The following is an 18,131-nucleotide window of genomic DNA, read 5'->3' on the forward strand; positions in this document are numbered from 1 at the left end:
GCGGGATGCCGGTGCGCCCGGCGCGGGCGTCGCGCGCCGCGCGGGGCGGGTTGCGCGCGACGGGACGCGCGCGGACACCACGTCCATCTTCCGCCACGGTGTCCGATTCTGCGAGCGCTCGTGGTGCAGGCGTCATGCGAGGACTGTGCAGAAGCTGTGGGGGCGGGACGCGCGCACTCCGCGAGCGGGCCCTCGCACGTGGCCGGGCTCGCACGGCCGCGCCCTGATGGACATGCCGCACGCCGGATAGATTGTTCCCGCTCCGCGTCATCAGGCATCGCCCCGCGCCGCCGGACCGCACTCGCCCCGCCCAGGAAGGCCCCCATGATCGAGATCCTCAGCCCCTCCGAGATCACCCGCGCCCGCGCGACCGGGGCGCTCGTCGGCCGCATCCTCCAGACCATGCGCGAGCGCACCCAGGTGGGGACGAACCTGCTGGAGATCGACGAGTGGACGAAGGACATGATCCTCGAGGCCGGCGCGAAGTCCTGCTACGTCGACTACGCGCCCTCCTTCGGCGACGGCCCCTTCGGCCACTGGATCTGCACCTCGGTCAACGACGCCGTGCTGCACGGGATGCCCCGCGATCAGGTCCTCGCCGACGGCGACCTGCTCACCCTCGATCTCGCCGTGATCCTCGACGGCATCGCGTCCGACGCCGCGATCAGCTTCGTGGTCGGCCAGGAGCGCGACCCCGAGGACACCGCCCTCATCGAGACCACCCGGCGGGCCCTCGCGGCGGGCATCGAGGCCGCCGGCCCGGATGCGCGACTGGGCGACGTCTCGCACGCCATCGGCCAGGTGCTCTCCGTCGCCGGGTACCCGATCAACATGGACTTCGGCGGCCACGGCATCGGCACCACGATGCACCAGGACCCGCACGTCGCCAACGACGGCCGCCCCGGCCGCGGGCTGCGCCTGCGCCCCGGGATGCTGCTCGCGCTCGAGCCCTGGATCATGGTCGACACCGACGAGCTGGTCACCGATCCCGAGGACGGCTGGACCCTGCGCAGCGTGACCGGCGCGCGCACCGCCCACATCGAGCACACGATCGCGATCACCGCGGACGGCGCCGAGATCATGACCCTCGCGCCCGGCGCCAGCAGCTGACCTGCTCGCGGGGCCGACGTCCCTGGAGGGCGGCGGCTCCGCTGCGCGGCGGCGCGCACTACGCTGAAGCGCGTGATGACGACGCCGTCCCCACCGCTCTCCCCAACGCCCGCCGAGCACAGTCCCAGCCGCGACATCGGCCCCGCTCGCGACCTCGAGACCCTCCGCCCGCGGATCCCGCTGCCGGACCTCTGGCGGGCCGACTGGATCACCGCCTCTCCGTGGGCCGCGGATCCGCATGCGGCCCCGATCTTCCGCCGGGCATGGGAGCTTCCCTCCCCCGTCGCCCGCGCGACGCTGCACGTCTCCGGGCTCGGCACCGTGCTGGCCTGGGTCAACGGCCACCCGGCGAGCGAGCAGCGTCTCGCCCCGGGGCTCACGAACGCCTCGGTCGCCGCCCGCGCGGTGAGCTGGGACGTGACCGCGCAGGCGGCGGGGTCGACGCGGGTCTGCCTCGCCGCGGAACTCGGACGAGGCTTCTTCGACCTGCACTCGCCCGAGGTCTGGATGTGGTCGGAGGCGCCCTGGCGCGAGGCCCCTCGCGTGACCGCCGAGCTCCACGTGACCTGCGAGGACGGCTGCGAGCACGTCCTGGTCACCGACGAGACGTGGCGCTGCGCGACCGGCGGGCTGCGCTTCGACAGCCTGTACGAGGGCGAGACCTGGGACGAGGCCCTCGAGCCCCATGGCTGGCGGGAGCCCGGCTTCGAGGACGCCGATGGCCACGACACTCGCGCCTCCTCGCGGTGGGCGCCCGTCACGGTGCTCGCCCCCGATCCCGGCCCGTCGGCCGCGCTGCCCCGTCCGCGCGCCGCCCGCGAGATCCCGACCACCGGGCTGCCTCTGCGCGAGGCCATGGCAGAGCCGATCCTCGTGCAGGGGACCCTGCTGCCCACCTGGACGGACCTCGGCGACGGACGCTTCGTCGGCGACCTGGGACGCGTCGTCGCCGGCTGGACCCGTCTCGAGCCGCTCACGGACGAGCGCCTCGAGGTCACCCTCGTCCACGGCGAGCGCCTCGCGGACGACGGCTCCGTGATCGCCGAGAACGCCTTCATCCCCACCGGCCGCTTCCAGCGCGACGACGTGGCGCTCGAGGGCCGACCCTTCGAGTCCCACCACACCTACAAGGGGTTCCGGTACGTCGAGGTGCGGGGCGCCGTGCCGGGCCGGGACGCGGAGATCCTGGGCCGCGCCGCCTGGGCCGACGTGCCGCTCGTCGGCGGCACGGAGACCTCGGACCCGACCCTCGCGTGGCTCGAGGAGGCCTTCATCGCGACCGTGCGCGCGAACCTGCACTGGGTGCTCACCGACACCCCGACCTACGAGAAGAACGGCTGGACGGGCGATGCGCAGGTGGCTCTGCCGGCCCTGCTCACCCGCTTCGACCTGCGACGCTTCCTCACCAGCTGGCTCGACGACTTCCTCGACGCGCAGCGCGAGGACGGCTCGCTGCCCGTGATCGTGCCGTCGGCCGGATGGGGCTACGGCGACGGACAGTGCGCGCCCGCGCCCGAGTGGACGACGCTGTACCCGGTGCTCGTGGACGCGCTCGAGGGCGAGTACGGCCTGGACCTGTGGCCGATCCACGGCGAGGCCGTCGAGGACTACCTGGACTTCGAGCTGGCACGGCTCGACGCGGACGGCCTCGCGGTCGGGATCCTGGGCGACTACCTCTCCCCCGGGGCCGACGGCCCTCCGCCCGAGGACGTGCGCCTGGAGTCCTCCCTGATGCTGCACCGGGCACTGGACGTGATCGCGCGCGCGGGCCGCAGCATCCATCGCGAGCGCTATGCCCGCGCCCGCGACGAGCTCGCCGCGCACGTGCTGCGCGTCTTCTTCGACGCCGAGCGCTCGGTGTTCGCCTCGGCGCCTCTGCACGGGAACCCCCACCTCGCCGACGGTGACGGGGCCGGGAACTCCGCCCCGCCGGAATCGCCTGCCCACTCGGACCCGGGTGCTCCCACGGACCCGGGCTTCCGCCAGACCCCGCAGATCCAGGCCCTGGCCTCCGGGATCGTCCCCGCCGGGCACGTCGACGCGGTCCGCAGGCATCTTGTCGAGGACATCCGCGCGCGCGGCGACCACCACGACGCCGGCTGCCTGGGCATGGCGCATCTGGGCGGTGTGCTCGTGCAGGCGGGTCGTGCGGACCTGGCGCTCGCGGTCGCCCGCAACCCTGCGCCGCCCAGCTGGGAGAGCTGGCGCCTCGCGGGCCATCGCACCCTGCTGGAGATGTGGGTCGAGCCCGTGCGCTCGCGCGCCCACTACTTCATGGGCGCCGGCGTGGACTTCGTGGCCCGTGACCTGGTGGGCCTGCACCGGACCGCTCCGGACTGGGCGACCTTCGAGCTGCGGCCCGTCCTCGTCCCGGGGCTCGACCGACTCGCGGTCGAGCATCGCGGGATCCGGGCGGGCTGGGAGCAGGAGGCCGACGGGGATCTGCGCGGTGACGCGGATGGGGCCTCCGACCTGGACATCCCCTGTTCGAGGGTGCACCTCACGGTGCCCGACGGCTCCCGGGCGCTCGTGCACCTGCCGGACGGTCGCCGCCTCGAGGTCGGGCCGGGCGAGCACCGCTGGGAGCTGGGAGGCTGACCGGCAGGCGAACCTCCGGCCCGGCCACACGCCCTGGCCTCCCCTCACCCCGGCCTCCCCTCACCCCCGGCCGCGCACCCCGGAGACCAGGCGGCACACCCCGTAGATCACGAAGGAGATCGTGGTGATGAAGGGGCTGATGGGCACGGAGCTGCCCGCGGCCAGCAGCACGCCGCCCACGGAGGCGGCGAGCGCGAAGACGACCGACAGCAGCGTCACCCGCACGGGCGAGGCGCTCAGGCGCATCGCGGCCGCCGCCGGGGTGACCAGCAGCGAGAGCACGAGCAGCGCGCCGACGATCTGCACGGAGACGGCGACGGCCGCTCCCAGCAGCACCATGAACACGACCGAGAGCGCGCGCGTGGGCACGCCGCGGGCCTGGGCGGTGACGGGATCCGTGGAGGCGAACAGCAGGGGCCGCCAGATCACCAGCAGCCCTGCGGCGACGAGCGCGCAGATCACCAGCAGCGAGGTGATCTGCGGGTTGTCGATCGCGACGATCTGCCCGGTGAGCAGGCCGAACTTGTTCGAGGCGCGCCCGGAGTAGAGGGACAGGCTGAGGATGCCGAGCCCCAGCCCGAAGGGCATGAGCACCGCGGTCGCGGAGTTGCGGTCGCGCGCCCGGGATCCCAGCACGCCGATCACGAGCGCCGCGAGCATCGAGCCGATGAGCGAGCCGGGCACCACGCCCGCACCGAGCAGCAGCCCCACGGAGGCGCCGGCGAAGGACAGCTCGCTGATGCCGTGCACGGCGAAGGCCATGTCTCGCATCATCACGAACACGCCGATCAGCCCGCCCACGACCCCGAGGGCGACGCAGGCGATGATCGTGTTGCGCAGCAGCGGCAGCAGCTCCGCGTAGTCGGAGAAGTCGACGACCTCGGAGAGCATCCGGGGAAGCTGGTCGCTCATCGGGCGCCTCCCGCCTGTGCGTGGTCGTCGGCCGCGCGCGGGGCGAGCACGGCGTCGTCGTCATGGTGCTGGTGGTCGGGGACGCCCGCGACGAGGACGCGGCCGTGCAGGCGCAGCACGTCGACCTGGACGCCGTAGAGCTCGCTGAGGACGTCCGAGCGCAGCACCTCGTCGGGCGTGCCGATGCGGAAGCGCGACCCGGCGATGTAGAGGACGCGGTCCACGATGTCCAGGATCGGGTTCACGTCGTGGGTGACGAAGAGGACGCCCAGGTCGAGGCGGGTGCGGGCGTCGTCGACGAGGCGGGCGACCATCCGCTGGTGCGGGAGGTCGAGGGAGAGCAGCGGTTCGTCGCACAGCAGCAGGTCGGGGTCGGCCGCGAGGGCCTGCGCGATCCGCAGCCGCTGCTGCTCGCCGCCGGAGAGGCGGGAGACGGGGGCGCCGCCGTAGCGGCTCGCGCCGACCGCGGCGAGCAGCTCGTCGACCCTCTCGCGGGCCGCACGGCGCGGCAGGGACAGACCCCAGCGGTCGCCGTCGAGCCCCAGGCGCACCAGGTCACGGCCGCGCAGGGGGAGCCCGTCGTCGGCCAGGCGCTGCTGCGGCACGAGCCCGATGCGGCGGCTCCCGCGCCCCACGTCGCGGCCGAGCAGGCGGATGCTTCCCGCGCTCAGCGGCTCGAGGCCGAGGATCGCGCGCAGCAGTGTGGACTTGCCCGAGCCGTTCGCGCCGAGCACGGCGATGACCTCGCCGCGGCGCACGTCGAGGTCGACGTCCTGCCACAGCACGCGGTCGCCGAAGCGCTTGGTCGCCCCGCGCAGGGTGAGCAGGGGCGGTGCGGCGGAGATGTTGCCGTCCGTCACTTGCCCAGCGCGTCCTCGAGCGCGTCGAGGTTGGAGCTCATCCAGGCGACGTAGTCCTTGCCGTCGGGCAGGGTCTCGGTGACGCCGACAACGGGCACGTCCGCGTCCTCGGCGGCCTTCTTGACCTGCTCGGTCTGCGGTCCCGCGGTCTGCTCGTTGTAGGCGAGCAGGTCGACCTCGTGGTCGGCGAACAGGTCGAGGGTCTCCTTGAGCACGGAGGCGGAGACGTCGTCGCCCTCCTCGACGGCCTCGCTGAACTCCTCCGGGGTGCGGTTCGTGAGGCCGACGGCCTCGAGCATGTACAGCGGGACGGGCTCGGTGATGGCGACTCCCTTGCCCTTCGCGTTCGCGGAGAGGTCCTTCTCGCGGCCCTCGAGGTCCTCGATCGCGCTCGCGAGCTCCTTGCCGTTGGCCTCGAAGTCGGCCTTGCCCTCGGGGTGAACGCTGCTGAGGGCGCTGACGAGCTCGTCGATGACCTTGCGGACGGTCGGGAAGTCGTACCAGACGTGCTCGTTGAGCTCCTCGCCCTTCTCGGCCTTGTATCCGGAGATCGTGACGGCGTCGAGCACGGTGGCCGACGAGTTCCCGGCCGAGGAGAGCATGCGCGCGACGAAGTCGTCGTAGCCGCCGCCGTTCTCGAGGACGATCTGGGCCTTCTTCAGGGCGAGCTGGTTGCGGGTCGAGGCCTCGTACTCGTGGGGGTCGGCCTCGGGATCGGTGATCAAGGAGGTCACCTCGACGAGGTCGCCGCCGACCTGGGAGGCGATGTCTCCCCAGACGTTCGTCGAGGCGACGAGCGCGACGGCGGCTCCGCTGCCGCCCCCATCGGACCCCGATCCCGAGTCGGAGCCGGTTCCCGAGCCCGAGCCGGAGTCGTTCCCGCTCGAGCAGGCGGCGAGGGTGGTCGCGGCGAGGGCCGACGGCAGGGCGAGGAGCAGGGAGCGACGCTTCATGGGGTGTCCTTCTCAGGGGCGAGGGCGGTGCGCGCGGGGCACCGACTGACACGCTCACGATAATCGTTCGCATTAAAGGTCGACGACACGGACCGCCGAATGTGGCGCACAGAACGCGACGGCTCGGCCGGGCCGCCCGCCGTCAGTCGCCGGGGACGTCCCTCTCGAGCTCGGCGAGCCAGGCGCGGCCGCTCACGTCCGAGGGCATCCGCCAGTCGCCGCGCGGGGACAGCGAGCCGCCTGCGAGGACCTTCGGGCCGTTGGGCACCGCGGAGCGCTTGAACTGGTTGCTGAAGAAGCGGCGGACGAACACCGTCAGCCAGTGCTTGATCTCCGCGCGCGTGAAGGCGCGGCGGTCCTCCTCGGGATAGCCGACGGGCCATTCGCCCGCCTCGATGTCGCCCCAGGCTTGATGGGCGAGGTAGGCGATCTTCCCGGGCCCGTATCCGCGGCGCAGCATGTGGTAGAGCGTGAAGTCGTGCAGGGCGTAGGGGCCGATGGAGTCCTCGGTGGACTGCGCCTTCTGCCCCTCCGCGTGCGGGATCAGCTCGGGGGTGATCTCGGTGTCGAGCACCGCCTGCAGGACCTCGCCGGTGTGCTCGTCGAAGATGCCCTCGCGGATGACCCAGCGGATGAGGTGCTGCATGAGGGTCTTGGGGACGCCCGAGTTCACCGTGTAGTGGCTCATCTGGTCCCCCACCCCGTAGGTGCACCAGCCCAGGGCGAGCTCCGAGAGGTCGCCGGTGCCCACCACGATGCCGCCGTGGTGGTTGGCCAGGCGGAACAGGTAGTCGTAGCGCATGCCGGCCTGGACGTTCTCGAAGGTCACGTCGTACACGGGCTCGCCGTCGCCCGCGGGATGGCCCATGTCCTTGAGCATCTGGGTGCAGGCGGGGCGGATGTCGATCGTCTCGAAGCTCGCGCCGAGGGCCTCTGCCAGCAGCTCGGCGTTGGAGCGGGTGCGCTCGGTGGTCGCGAAGCCCGGCATCGTGTACGCGAGGATCTCGGAGCGGTCGCGTCCCAGCAGGTCCATCGCCCGCGCGCACACGATGAGCGCGTGCGTGGAGTCCAGGCCGCCGGAGACGCCGATGACCGGCTTGGTGCCGCCGGCCTTGTCGCCGCCGATGGCGCGCAGGCGCTGGACGAGCCCCGCGACCTGGATGCTGTAGGCCTCAAAGCAGTCCTGCGCGAGGCGCGAGGGATCGTCGGGCACGAAGGGGAAGCGGTGCAGGGGCCGACGGACGGGGCCGGTGGCGACGGGCGCCTCGATCCCGAGCTCCTCGCGGTGGGTGGTGAACTGCCCGCTCGTGCCGACCGTCCGGCGATTGTCGTCGAAGGTGCCCTGGCGACGGCGCTCGGCGACGATCCGATCCAGGTCGACGTCCACGATCGTCGCGGCCGTGCCCTGCGGGAAGCGCTCGGACTCCCCCAGCAGGTCGCCGCACTCGTAGGCGAAGGTCTGCCCGTCCCAGGCGAGGTCCGTCGTGGACTCGCCCTCACCGGCGGCCGCGTAGACATAGGCGGCCTGGCAGCGGGCCGAGGCGCTGCGTGCGAGCAGCTTGCGGTCCTCGGCGCGGCCGATCGTGATCGGCGAGCCCGAGAGGTTCACGAGCAGCGTGGCGCCGGCGAGCGCGGCCTCCGCCGAGGGCGGCACCGGCACCCACATGTCCTCGCAGATCTCCACGTGCAGCACGAGGCCCGGGACGTCCGCGACGTCCACGAGCTGGCGCACGCCGAAGGGGACGTCGGCCCCCGCCTCGCCCGCTCCGTGCAGCGTGAGACGCTCGCCGACCACGTCGTCGCCGGGGGCGTACCAGCGGCGCTCGTAGAACTCGCGGTAGGTGGGCAGGTTCGCCTTGGGCACGGCGCCGAGGATGCGGCCGCGATGGATCATCACCGCCGCGTTGAAGACGCGCGAGCGCCAGCGCAGCGGCGCCCCGACCACCATCAGCGGCAGCAGCTCGCGACTGCCCTCGACGAGGGTCGCGAGCGCCTCCTCGACCGCGTCCAGCAGCGGATCCTGCAGCACCAGGTCGTCGAGCGAGTAGCCGGTGAGGCTCAGCTCGGGGAACACCGCCACGGCGACCTTCTGCTCGTCGAGGTCCGCGAGCGCCTCCAGATGACGCCGGGCGTTGGTCGCGGGGTCCGCGAGCGCGACCGGCAGCGTCACCGCCGCCACCCGCGCGAAGCCGTGGTCGTAGATCGAGGTCGACGGACCGGCCGACGGGCCGGCCGGGCGGGGCGACGGGCCTGCCGGGCTGGTCGAGGCGGCGTCCGACGGGGTGCTGGCGGTGGTCTGCGAGGTCACGCGCCCAGCGTACCCAGGCGTCACGTGCGGTGCCGCTGCCACCGACCGGCCGGACTGCACGGCCGAGCGGCTCACGCGCGTCCGACCGTCGGCCACCTCGGTCCATCCCTGCACCCACGGCTCACGGCGGACGGAGCTCGGCTCACGGCTCGCGGCTCGCGGCCCACGGGATGCCTGTCCTGGACGGGCCGATGGTGAGGAGCCGTGGCGATATCGCCATGGCTCCTCACCATCGGCCCGTGCGCGACACGGACCGCCCGCATCGCCTGCCGCAGCGGCGCCGGCGGACGACGACGACCCTCTGTCCAGTGCCAGCCAGCCGGACCGCCGGCCCGCCGATGCCGCCGGACGCGTCCGCCGGGCCGCCTTCACGCTTCCTCCCCAGCTCCTCCCCTGCTCGTGCCCTCCGTATTCGCAGGATCCCCGTGACGGCGGTCTCCCCACCTGCTTGGATCGAAGGCGTGAGCACCTCATTGCCCTCGTTCGAGCCGCCGACCGGCGACTCCCCGCCGCCGACCGACGGCTCCGTGCGTCAGCCGCCGGCCCCCGGCACCATCCCGTCGGGCCCCGACGACGCCGTCCCGTCGGTCCACGACCGCCCCCTTCCCTCGGACCCCCAGCACCCCACCGCCCCGTCGTCGCCGCAGCACCCGAGCGACGCCTCGGCCGTGCCGCCGGCGATCATCGCGGCGGGCGTCTCGCGGTCCTTCGGCCCGGTGCACGCGGTGCGCGGGCTGAGCTTCACCGCGCAGGCGGGTTCGGTGACCGCGCTGGTCGGGCCCAACGGGTGCGGGAAGTCCACGCTCATGCTGATGCTCGCGGCGCTGCTCGCGCCCGATGCCGGACACATCCGCATCGGCGGCGTCGACCCGGCGCAGAACCCGACGGCCGTGAAGGCGATGGTGGGCTGGATGCCCGACCAGTTCGGCGCCTGGGACTCGCTGCGCGTGCGCGAGGTCCTCGAGGTCATCGCCTCCTCGTACTTCCTGCCGCGCGAGGTCGCGCGCGGGCGCATCGAGCGCCTGCTGGACGAGCTCGACCTGCGGTCCCTGGCCGAGCAGCGCGCCCATGTGCTCTCCCGCGGGCAGAAGCAGCGCCTGGGACTGGCCCGGGCGCTCATCCACGAGCCGCGCGTGCTGATCCTCGACGAGCCGGCCTCGGGGCTCGACCCGGCCGCCCGGCGCCGCCTGCGCGACGTGCTGCGCTCGCGCGCGGAGGCCGGGGCGTGCGTGCTGATCTCGAGCCACATCCTCTCCGAGCTCGAGGAGATGGCCGACTCCGTGGTGCTCATGGACCGCGGGGAGGTCGTGGACTCCTCGAGCCTGCGCGACCTCGCCCGCCGGCCCCGCACCTGGCGCATCGAGGGGCTCTCGGCCGGTGCGCTGCGCGCGGCGCTGACGGCCCTGGACGTCCGCGGCATCGAGGTGCGCGAGGGCGAGCGGACCACGAGCGGCCACGCCGAGGCGCTCATGGCCCTGCCCGACGAGGCGACCGCCGCGCGGCTGCTGCGGGACCTGGTCGCCCAGGACGCGCAGGTCGTCGGCTTCTCCCCCACCACCGGCCGCCTCGAGGCCGCGTACCTGCGCACCGACGCCGCACGTCGGGAGGGATCCCTGTGAGCACCACCGCCCCGCCTCCCTCGCACCAGCCCTCCTCCCAGCCGCCATCCCAGCCGTCGTCGGCCCCTTCGCCCGACCCCGCCGTGCGCCCGCGCCGCTCCGCCTGGGCCGCGACCCCGCGCGGCGTCGCGCTGATGGCCGGCCTCGAGCTGCGCCAGAAGGTGCGCTCCGTGCGCTGGTACGTCGCGCTCGCGGTGTGGTTCGTGGTGCTCACCGGCACGAGCGCACTGGTGCTGGGCGCATTCTGGCTGAACACGCAGGCCTTCGGGGACATGGCCGGGGTCTCGCGGGTGGTCTACTCGCTGATCGTGCTGTTCATCGTGTTCGCGATGATGCTCGTGCTGCCCGCGCTGAGCGCCGGCGCGATCAACGGCGAGCGCAGCACCGGGACGCTCGCGATCCTGCAGGTCTCGCTGCTCACGCCCATGGAGATCGCCCTGGGCAAGCTCGCGGCCGGCTGGGTCACGGGCCTGGCCTTCATCGCCGCCGCGCTGCCGGCCCTGCTGCCCACGGCGCTGATCGGCCAGATCTCCCCGCTGTACGTGCTGCGCGTGCTCGTGATGATCGCGGCGATCGCCCTGTGCATCACGGCCGTCGGCATCGGCCTGTCCGCGCTCGCCTCGCGGCAGCTGGGCTCCGTGGTCCTCGCCTATCTGGTGGTGCTCGGCACCACGTTCGTGCTGCCGATCATCTGGGGCGCGAGCTCTGTGCTGCTCGTCCAGCATCGCGACGTCACCGTCTACGAGCAGTCCTACGACGCCGAGAACGACCAGGTCGGCGAGTGCGTCCCCCGTCAGCAGGGGCGCGAGGTGGTCCGCACCGACATCCCCCTCGTGCTCATGTGGCCGAACCCGATGGTGCTCGTGGCGGACATGGCGCCGTCGCTCGACCTCGACCGCTCGGGCATGGACCCCGCGTCGTTCGACCTGCTGAGCACGATCTCGCTGGGCATCCGCTACGCCGCCGACCCCACGCATCCCTCGAACTTCAACGAGTGCTACGACGAGGACGCGCCCGGCTACCCGACGGATCTGGGCAGCCCGCAGGACCGTCCCGTCTGGCCGATGGGCCTGGGCATGTGGGTCCTCGCCGGCGCCGGCGGGCTCGCCTTCACGGTGCGGCGCCTGGCCACGCCGCAGCGTCGCATGGGCCGCGGCGAGCGCATCGCCTGATCTCGGGTCAGGCGGTCGGGAGGCCAGGTCGTCGGGCGGGCCGACGGGGCCGACATCACCGTCCGGGCCCGGCGTGAGCTCAGCGCTCGCGCAGCTCGGTGGTCGAGCCCGGGATGGCGTGTCCGGGCTTCCGCCCGCCCCCGGAGCTCGGACTCGTGTCCTCGGCGCCGAAGTCCGGAAGTCCGACGGGCTCGTCGCCCACCCCCGGTGCGCCCGTCGCGCCCCCGGGTCTCGCAGCGCCAGCGGATCCGGCGGATCCCGTCGGTCCGTCCGGATCGGGGCCGACGGGCTCGAGTCCGTGCTCGCCGACCTCGGCGTGCCGGCGTCGACGGATCTCGGCGAGCACCACGGGGTCGTCCGCGCGGTCGGCGCGCGTGCCGAACAGCGGGGCGACCATCGCCCACGGGGTGCGCCGGCGCATGAACGCCCCGGCCCGCCCGTAGACCACGTAGCGCAAGTGGCGGCGCATGGCCCAGGTGCCCGCGGCGGCGACGAACGGGACCAGCACGAGCACGTCGAGCACGAGCCACACCCATCCCACCGCGGTGAGCGCGCCCGCGAGGGCCAGCGCCATGCCCAGCACGACCACCGCGAGCAGCACCACTCCGGCCTGCGCGATGCCCGTGCGGGTCGCGACGGCGCCCTCCCACGGGTTCACGGCCACGCGGTCCGACCAGTTCGGATGGGTGCGCAGGTCGGTGACGCGCCCGCGCAGGGAACGGCTGGTGCGGATCGCGGCGAAGGGGGCGAGGCCCAGTCCCAGCGCGGTGAGCGCGCCCAGCGGCACGGAGATCACGAGCAGCTGCCAGGGCAGCTGCGCGGGGGCCTGCTGCTGCCAGCTGCCGACCGAGCTCATGCGGGAGAACAGCACGACCACGTCGGTGATCGCGAAGACGATCCACGCAAGCCCGAGCCCGGCGGGGACCACCCACAGGCACCAGCCTCGCGCCGTCACGCGCAGGGCGCGCAGCACCGGCGCCGGACCGAACTCCTCGCGATGCGGCGGGAGGTGGCGGCGATCCTGTGCGCGCAGGCGCCCGGAGGCCTCGTGCCGCTCCTCGCGCGGCCCGATCATGACCGTGCGCTCGAGCTCGCCGGGTGAGGGCACGCCCAGCAGGCGGGGCGCGGAGAGCACCCGCCGCAGGACGGCCTGGGCGATCATGCACAGGCCGATCCCCATGGCCAGCGAGCTGAGGGCGCCCGCGCTGAGCCCGTCCCACTGCAGGGGCGCCTGCACCATCACCGCGAGGACCAGCAGGGCGATCACCGCGTAGGAGGGGGTGATCAGCGGCAGCGCGGCGCGCAGGGAGACCGCCCGCTGGAAGGCCCTCTCGTCCAGCAGCTCGCGGGGCCGGATCCTGCCCGCCCATGCCGCGGAGACCGGGAGCAGCAGCAGGGAGAGCGCGCTCGCCAGCAGGGGCAGGCCGAGGAAGGCGAACAGGAGCCCGCTCCCGCTGAAGCCCATCATCACGGTGGTCTGGCGCAGCACGGAGGAGTCCGCGATCGCGGCGAGCAGCGAGAGCAGCCAGAAGGTGGGCGAGGTGCCCAGCACGTAGAGCGCGACCAGGCACAGCCACAGGGGCCAGAGCACGAGGGCCGCCGCCCAGCTGCGCCGGATCAGGCGCCGCAGCAGGTCGCGCCGGGAGTCCACGAGGTACTCCTCCGGCAGCACGGACGCGGGGTCGGTGGGCGGCACGCGGCGGGGCTCGGGCAGGCGCAGCAGCGGCGGGCGGCCGCCGGCCGTGGAGGACCAGGAGGCGCTCGGGACGTCAGGGGAGGCGGGCACGGGGCCCGAGGCGGGGTGCGATGGGGGCGGGGAGTACGAGGAGTGCGGAGGGTGCGAGGGCGGCTGGGTCATCGCTGCGCCCTCACACGCTCTGGCGCCCCAGGAAGGCGCGCCCCAGGGTGAGCTCGTCGGCGTAGTCGAGGTCGCCGCCGACGGGCAGCCCGGAGGCGAGGCGGGTGACGGTGATGTCCATGGAGCCGAGCAGGCGCGAGAGGTAGGCGCTGGTGGCCTCGCCCTCCACGTTCGGGTCCAGGGCGAGGATGACCTCCTCGGTCTCCCCGGTGCCCAGGCGCTTCATGAGCTCGGCAATGCGCAGGTCGTTGGGGCCGACGCCGCCGATCGGGTCGATCGCGCCGCCGAGCACGTGGTAGCGGCCCTTGAACTCACGGATCCGCTCGATGGCGACGATGTCCTTGGACTCCTCGACCACGCAGATCACGGCGTCGCTGCGGCGGGGGTCGGTGCAGATGCGGCAGCGATCCTCGGCCGAGACGTTCCCGCAGATCTCGCAGAAGCGCACGGTCTCCTTGACGCGGATGAGCACGTCGGCGAGCGCGCGCACGGACTGCTCGTCGGCGTCCAGGAGATGGAACGCGATGCGCTGCGCGGATTTGGGACCGATCCCGGGCAGCTTGCCGAGCTGGTCGATCAGGTCCTGGACGATGCCTTCGTACACCCTGCCACTCTAGGCGAGGGGACCGACGTCCCAGGGCATGCGCGCCCGGCGTTCGCGAGGGGCCGATCACGCGGCTACGGTGGGCGCACGATCGACGAAGGAGCCGCGATGTCCCTGCCCGCCCCGTACGACGCTGATGCCCCGGTGACCGAGCTGCGCATCGCGGACGCGCCCGCGGTGCGGACCGTGGTGGTCCACCGCGAGGACTTCCCCGTGTTCAAGCTGCCGCAGCTGATGGACGGGGTGTTCTCGCATCTCGCGGGCGCTCTCGCGGAGAGCGGGATCCGTCCGATGGGCGCGGCGTTCGCCCTGCACCACCGCTTCCCCGTGGACACGGCCGACCTCGAGGTCGGCTTCCCCGTCGACGGCGTGCTGGAGAGTCCGCTCGAGCTGCCGAGCGGCTTCACGGCGGAGGCCTCGAGCCTGCCCGCCGGACGCGTCGCGATGCTCAGCCATCTGGGCGGCTACGGCGCGCTGGGCGATGCGTGGGGCGCGTTCATGGAGGCGGTCGGCGAGGCCGACGAGCAGTCGCGCTTCCCGATCTGGGAGCTCTACGTGTCCAACCCCGCGGAGACGAAGGACCCGTCCACACTGCGCACGGACCTGTTCTCGCTGCTCGAGGAGTAGCGGCGGGCCTCACCGGGATTCGTCGATGATCTCCAGGACCTTGCCGCCCAGCACGGTCTCGGCGATCTCGCGGCCGCTGCGCGTGGCGACCTGCCCGGCGTCCACGTCCTCGTCGTACCAGGTGGCACCGCCCGTGGGGTCCTCGTCCTGCGGGTCGGGCTCGGGCGGCGCCTCGGCGGCGGAGCCGCGCCGCTGCACCGGCTGGCTGCGGGAGGCGAGCACGGCCTCGCGCGCGAGCGCGGCGCCCGTCGAGCGGGTCGCCGGGGCGGGCGCGGCCGAGGACGCCGAGGCCGAGGGGGCGGAAGCCGACGGGGCGGAGGCCGACGGGGCGGAGGCCGCCGAGGGAGCCTGGGCCGCGGAGGTCGCGGATCCGGCGGGAGGGGCGACGGAGGACAGGGCCGACGACCAGTCCGCTTCCGACGATGCAGAGGGTGCAGACGGTGCCGATGCGCCACCCTCCGCGGGCTCCGCCGACGGCGACGGCGACGGCGCGGGGACGGGACCGGGGGCGGGGGCCTCGTCGGCCGCCGAGGTCTGCGCGCCGTCTCCGCCGGCGCTGATGTCGCCGTCGCTGCCACCGCTCGTGCTGTCGTCCTGCCCGCCGATGGGCGGGAGGGAACGGACGGGACGCCCGGTCTCGATCGCCTTCTTCAGTGCGGCCTGCCCGTGGGTGCGCGGGACGTCGCCGGTGAGCGCGTCACGGCCCTCGTCGTGGACCTCGAGCATCTCGCCGGTCGACGCGAGGGGGCTGTCCTCCCCGGCGCCGGGTGCGGTCGCGTCCTGCGCGTCGGCACTCTGCTGAGCAGGGGAACCTTCCGATGGGACAGGCGACGTCCCTGTGGTCCCGGGCGCTGCGGTCTCGGGCGCTGTGGCCTCCGGTGCCGCGGCCCCGCGCGCGGAGGCTGGCCGCGCCACGGGCCGATCGGCCGGACCGGGGGCGAAGGAGTCCCGCGGGTCCGGCGGGTAGGAGTCCTCGGGTTCGGGTGGGTAGGGGTCGTCGTCGGGCTCCGGCGGGAAGTCGTCCTGTGGCGCCGCGTCTCCCCACGGGGCGGATCCGCCGCGGGGCGCCCTGCCGCCGGCTTCGGCGGCGGAGAGGTTCTGCGCCGGGGCCTGCGGCGAGGGCTGGGACGCGGACTGGGAAATGGACTGGGGGCGCGCGGGAGATGCCTGCGGCCGCGGATCCTGCCGGCCGGGGGCCGCTGCGCCGCGAGGAGCGTTCTGCCCCTCGCCCTGCGCGCCCCGGGGAGCCGGGGCGTCGGACGCTCCCGATGCTCCCCCGTCGGGGCCGCCGGAGCCTCCCGGCCCGCTGCCACCACCCGAGCCGCCGGCGGGGCCGTCGTCCGAGGGGTTCTCGTCGAGCACCGCCTCCACGGTGACGTCCTGGTGCATGATCTTCCGCACGGCCTGCGCGAGGTTCTCCGCACCGGTGCCGCGCCCGAAGGCGCTGAGCAGCCCGCCGGAGCGGAAGGAGATCGTCAGCCTGCCGCCGCTGTAGTCGGCGACGTGCGCGTGCTGGGAGACGAGCGCCCATGAGGGACGGCGGATCTGCTGCAGCGCCTCGAGGATCGCCGACCAGTGCTCGCGGACCTCCTGCGCGCCTCCACCGGATGCGGGCTGCGCCGCCTGGGCGGGCTGCCCCTCGGAGCTGGGTCCGCCGGAGCTGGGCTCGTCAGCGCCCTGGGCAGGAGCGGAGGGCTGCGTGGGCGCGGCCGCGGGCGTCGGGGCGTCGGACCCGGACGCCTCGGCGGGCCGACCGCCTGCCGTCCCGCTCCCGGGGATCGCCGCGACCGGGCCCCAGTCGTCGTCGGCCGCGGGCGCGGGCTGCTCGACGGGGGCGCCGGCGGACGCGCTGGGCGCGTTCTGCGGCTCCTCCGGCGCCGACTCGTTCGGCGCGGCCGAGGGCGCGGTCTGCGCGGATCGTGCGGGGATCGACTCCTCCGCCGACGGGCGCGAGGCCTCGGGCGCAGCAGCAGGAGCGGGGGCGGGCGCAGGAGCCGCCGACGCCGCGCTCGAGCTGCGGCTCTGACCGGAGGCGGAGTGCTGCTGCGCGATCCTGCGGGCCTCGTCGCGGCCGGATCCTGCCTGCGCGCCGCCGCCCTGTGCGCCGCGGCTCTGCCCCTCACCGGCCTGCGCGTTCCCGCCCGCGTTCGGGAGCGCGGCGCGCGCGGCGGCGGCCCCGCTGCGACCTGCGGGCGCTCCACCGGGAGCTCCTGCACCACCAGCGCCCGCACCTGCGGCTCCGGCTCCGGCACCGGAAGCTCCGCCTCCGCCCGGCGCACCGCCGGGGGCGGCACCGGCGACGGGAGCCGCGGCGACCTGCTGGCCGCGCAGCAGCAGCCGCGCCGCGAGCAGCTCGAGGTGCAGGCGCGGGCTGGTTGCCCCGGACATGGTGCTGAGCGCCTGGTTCACGAGGTCGCCGCTGAGGGACAGATCGGCGACGGGGAACCAGCCGACCTGCTCGCGCATGCGCTCGAGCTCGGCGTCGGGCACCTCGGGAAGCAGCTCGTGGCCGCGCTCCGGGACCGCCGCGAGCACGATGAGGTCTCGCAGTCGCTCCAGGAGGTCCTCGACGAAGCGGCGGGGCTCGTGGCCGGTCTCCAGGACCCGCTCGATGGCCCGGTAGAGGGTTCCGGCGTCGCGCTGGCCGATCGCGGTGATCGACTCGTCCAGCAGGGAGGTGTCGGTGAAGCCGAGCAGGCTGATCGCCGTCTCGTAGTCCACGCCGTCCTCGCCGGCACCGGCCATGAGCTGATCGAGCACGGACAGGGTGTCGCGCGCGGAGCCGCCTCCCGCACGCACCACGAGCGGCAGCACGCCCTCGCCGACCTGCACTCCCTCGGCAGCGCAGACCTGCTCGAGGTACGGCGTGAGGACCTGCGGCGGGATCAGCCGGAACGGGTAGTGATGGGTACGCGAGCGGATGGTGCCGATGACCTTGTCCGGCTCGGTGGTCGCGAACACGAACTTCACGTGCTCGGGAGGCTCCTCGACGAGCTTCAGCAGCGCGTTGAACCCCGCCGAGGTGACCATGTGCGCCTCGTCGATGATGAACACCTTGAACCGGTCGCGCGCGGGCGCGAAGGTCGCCCGCTCGCGCAGCTCGCGGGCATCGTCCACGCCGCCGTGGCTCGCGGCGTCGATCTCGACCACGTCGAGGCTGCCGGGGCCGTTGCGCGCGAGATCGCGGCACGAGTCGCACTCGCCGCACGGGGTGTCCGTCGGCCCCTGCTCGCAGTTCAGGCAGCGCGCGAGGATGCGGGCCGAAGTCGTCTTGCCGCAGCCGCGCGGCCCCGAGAACAGGTAGGCATGGCCCACCCGGCCGTTGCGCAGGGCGCGCATGAGCGGCACGGTGACATGGTCCTGGCCGATGACCTCGGCGAAGGACTCAGGGCGGTAGCGACGGTACAGAGCGGTGACCACCCGACAAGGCTAACGGGGCGGTGGGACCGACGGGACCGCTGTGGGCGACGGCGCCATGGGGAGGACTCGTGGGGCCCGGCCGTCGGCCCC

Annotated in this window: 12 protein-coding genes; 5 read left to right on the top strand and 7 right to left on the bottom strand. The window is 74.0% G+C overall.

Annotated features, from left to right (window positions below; all coding sequences use genetic code 11):
* Positions 1-324 precede the first annotated feature (324 nt).
* Positions 325-1,110 carry a type I methionyl aminopeptidase gene (gene map / locus M4486_RS11625; RefSeq protein WP_249477337.1) on the top strand — a complete coding sequence of 262 codons (786 nt, stop codon included), beginning with the start codon at positions 325-327 and terminating at the stop codon, positions 1,108-1,110.
* A gap of 75 nt (positions 1,111-1,185) precedes the next feature.
* Positions 1,186-3,708: a family 78 glycoside hydrolase catalytic domain gene (locus M4486_RS11630; protein ID WP_249481122.1), complete on the top strand. Its 2,523-nt coding sequence runs from the start codon at positions 1,186-1,188 to the stop codon at positions 3,706-3,708.
* A 60-nt stretch (positions 3,709-3,768) separates the two neighbouring features.
* On the opposite strand, the gene M4486_RS11635 is transcribed toward M4486_RS11630, so the two are convergent.
* The 4 genes from M4486_RS11635 to M4486_RS11650 all read right to left on the bottom strand — a co-directional run bounded on the left by M4486_RS11635 (position 3,769) and on the right by M4486_RS11650 (position 8,636).
* Entirely contained in the window at positions 3,769-4,620 is an 852-nt protein-coding gene (locus M4486_RS11635) for a metal ABC transporter permease (RefSeq protein WP_249477338.1), read from the bottom strand.
* A complete protein-coding gene (locus tag M4486_RS11640; protein ID WP_249477339.1) occupies positions 4,617-5,480 on the bottom strand; it encodes a metal ABC transporter ATP-binding protein in 864 nt (287 codons plus the stop codon). Before M4486_RS11640 ends, M4486_RS11635 begins: the two co-directional genes overlap by 4 nt.
* Positions 5,477-6,433 (bottom strand): metal ABC transporter solute-binding protein, Zn/Mn family, encoded by a 957-nt coding sequence (locus M4486_RS11645; RefSeq protein WP_249477340.1) that lies wholly within the window; start codon positions 6,431-6,433, stop codon positions 5,477-5,479. Before M4486_RS11645 ends, M4486_RS11640 begins: the two co-directional genes overlap by 4 nt.
* 142 nt (positions 6,434-6,575) lie before the next feature.
* Complete coding sequence (locus M4486_RS11650; RefSeq protein ID WP_283257980.1) at positions 6,576-8,636, bottom strand: NAD(+) synthase; 2,061 nt, start codon at positions 8,634-8,636, stop codon at positions 6,576-6,578.
* Between the two features lie 566 nt (positions 8,637-9,202).
* Between M4486_RS11650 and M4486_RS11655 the strand changes: the two genes are divergently transcribed.
* Both M4486_RS11655 and M4486_RS11660 read left to right on the top strand, forming a co-directional pair.
* Positions 9,203-10,360: an ATP-binding cassette domain-containing protein gene (locus M4486_RS11655; protein WP_249477341.1), complete on the top strand. Its 1,158-nt coding sequence runs from the start codon at positions 9,203-9,205 to the stop codon at positions 10,358-10,360.
* Complete coding sequence (locus M4486_RS11660; RefSeq protein WP_249477342.1) at positions 10,357-11,532, top strand: ABC transporter permease; 1,176 nt, start codon at positions 10,357-10,359, stop codon at positions 11,530-11,532. The genes M4486_RS11655 and M4486_RS11660 overlap by 4 nt, the downstream gene beginning before the upstream one ends.
* A gap of 79 nt (positions 11,533-11,611) precedes the next feature.
* Here the strand turns inward: M4486_RS11660 and M4486_RS11665 are convergent, their stop codons facing one another.
* Both M4486_RS11665 and recR read right to left on the bottom strand, forming a co-directional pair.
* The gene (locus M4486_RS11665) at positions 11,612-13,390 is read right to left on the bottom strand and encodes a hypothetical protein (RefSeq protein ID WP_249477343.1); all 1,779 of its coding nucleotides are present in this window, start codon (positions 13,388-13,390) and stop codon (positions 11,612-11,614) included.
* Positions 13,391-13,400: 10 nt separating this feature from the next.
* The gene (gene recR, locus M4486_RS11670) at positions 13,401-13,994 is read right to left on the bottom strand and encodes a recombination mediator RecR (RefSeq protein WP_249477344.1); all 594 of its coding nucleotides are present in this window, start codon (positions 13,992-13,994) and stop codon (positions 13,401-13,403) included.
* A gap of 108 nt (positions 13,995-14,102) precedes the next feature.
* Between recR and M4486_RS11675 the strand changes: the two genes are divergently transcribed.
* A complete protein-coding gene (locus M4486_RS11675; protein ID WP_249477345.1) occupies positions 14,103-14,621 on the top strand; it encodes a GyrI-like domain-containing protein in 519 nt (172 codons plus the stop codon).
* Between the two features lie 9 nt (positions 14,622-14,630).
* Here the strand turns inward: M4486_RS11675 and M4486_RS11680 are convergent, their stop codons facing one another.
* Positions 14,631-18,041 (bottom strand): DNA polymerase III subunit gamma and tau, encoded by a 3,411-nt coding sequence (locus M4486_RS11680; protein ID WP_249477346.1) that lies wholly within the window; start codon positions 18,039-18,041, stop codon positions 14,631-14,633.
* Between the last annotated feature and the right edge of the window lie 90 nt (positions 18,042-18,131).

Source organism: Brachybacterium kimchii (assembly GCF_023373525.1).
In the GTDB taxonomy this organism is placed as follows: domain Bacteria; phylum Actinomycetota; class Actinomycetes; order Actinomycetales; family Dermabacteraceae; genus Brachybacterium; species Brachybacterium kimchii.

Bases quoted from the DNA above. Each gene is read 5' to 3' on its own strand.
- map (WP_249477337.1), top strand. From the start codon at position 325: ATGATCGAGATCCTCAGCCCCTCCGAGATCACCCGCGCCCGCGCGACC.
- M4486_RS11630 (WP_249481122.1), top strand. From the start codon at position 1,186: ATGACGACGCCGTCCCCACCGCTCTCCCCAACGCCCGCCGAGCACAGT.
- M4486_RS11635 (WP_249477338.1), bottom strand. From the start codon at position 4,620: ATGAGCGACCAGCTTCCCCGGATGCTCTCCGAGGTCGTCGACTTCTCC.
- M4486_RS11645 (WP_249477340.1), bottom strand. From the start codon at position 6,433: ATGAAGCGTCGCTCCCTGCTCCTCGCCCTGCCGTCGGCCCTCGCCGCG.
- M4486_RS11665 (WP_249477343.1), bottom strand. From the start codon at position 13,390: ATGACCCAGCCGCCCTCGCACCCTCCGCACTCCTCGTACTCCCCGCCC.
- M4486_RS11675 (WP_249477345.1), top strand. From the start codon at position 14,103: ATGTCCCTGCCCGCCCCGTACGACGCTGATGCCCCGGTGACCGAGCTG.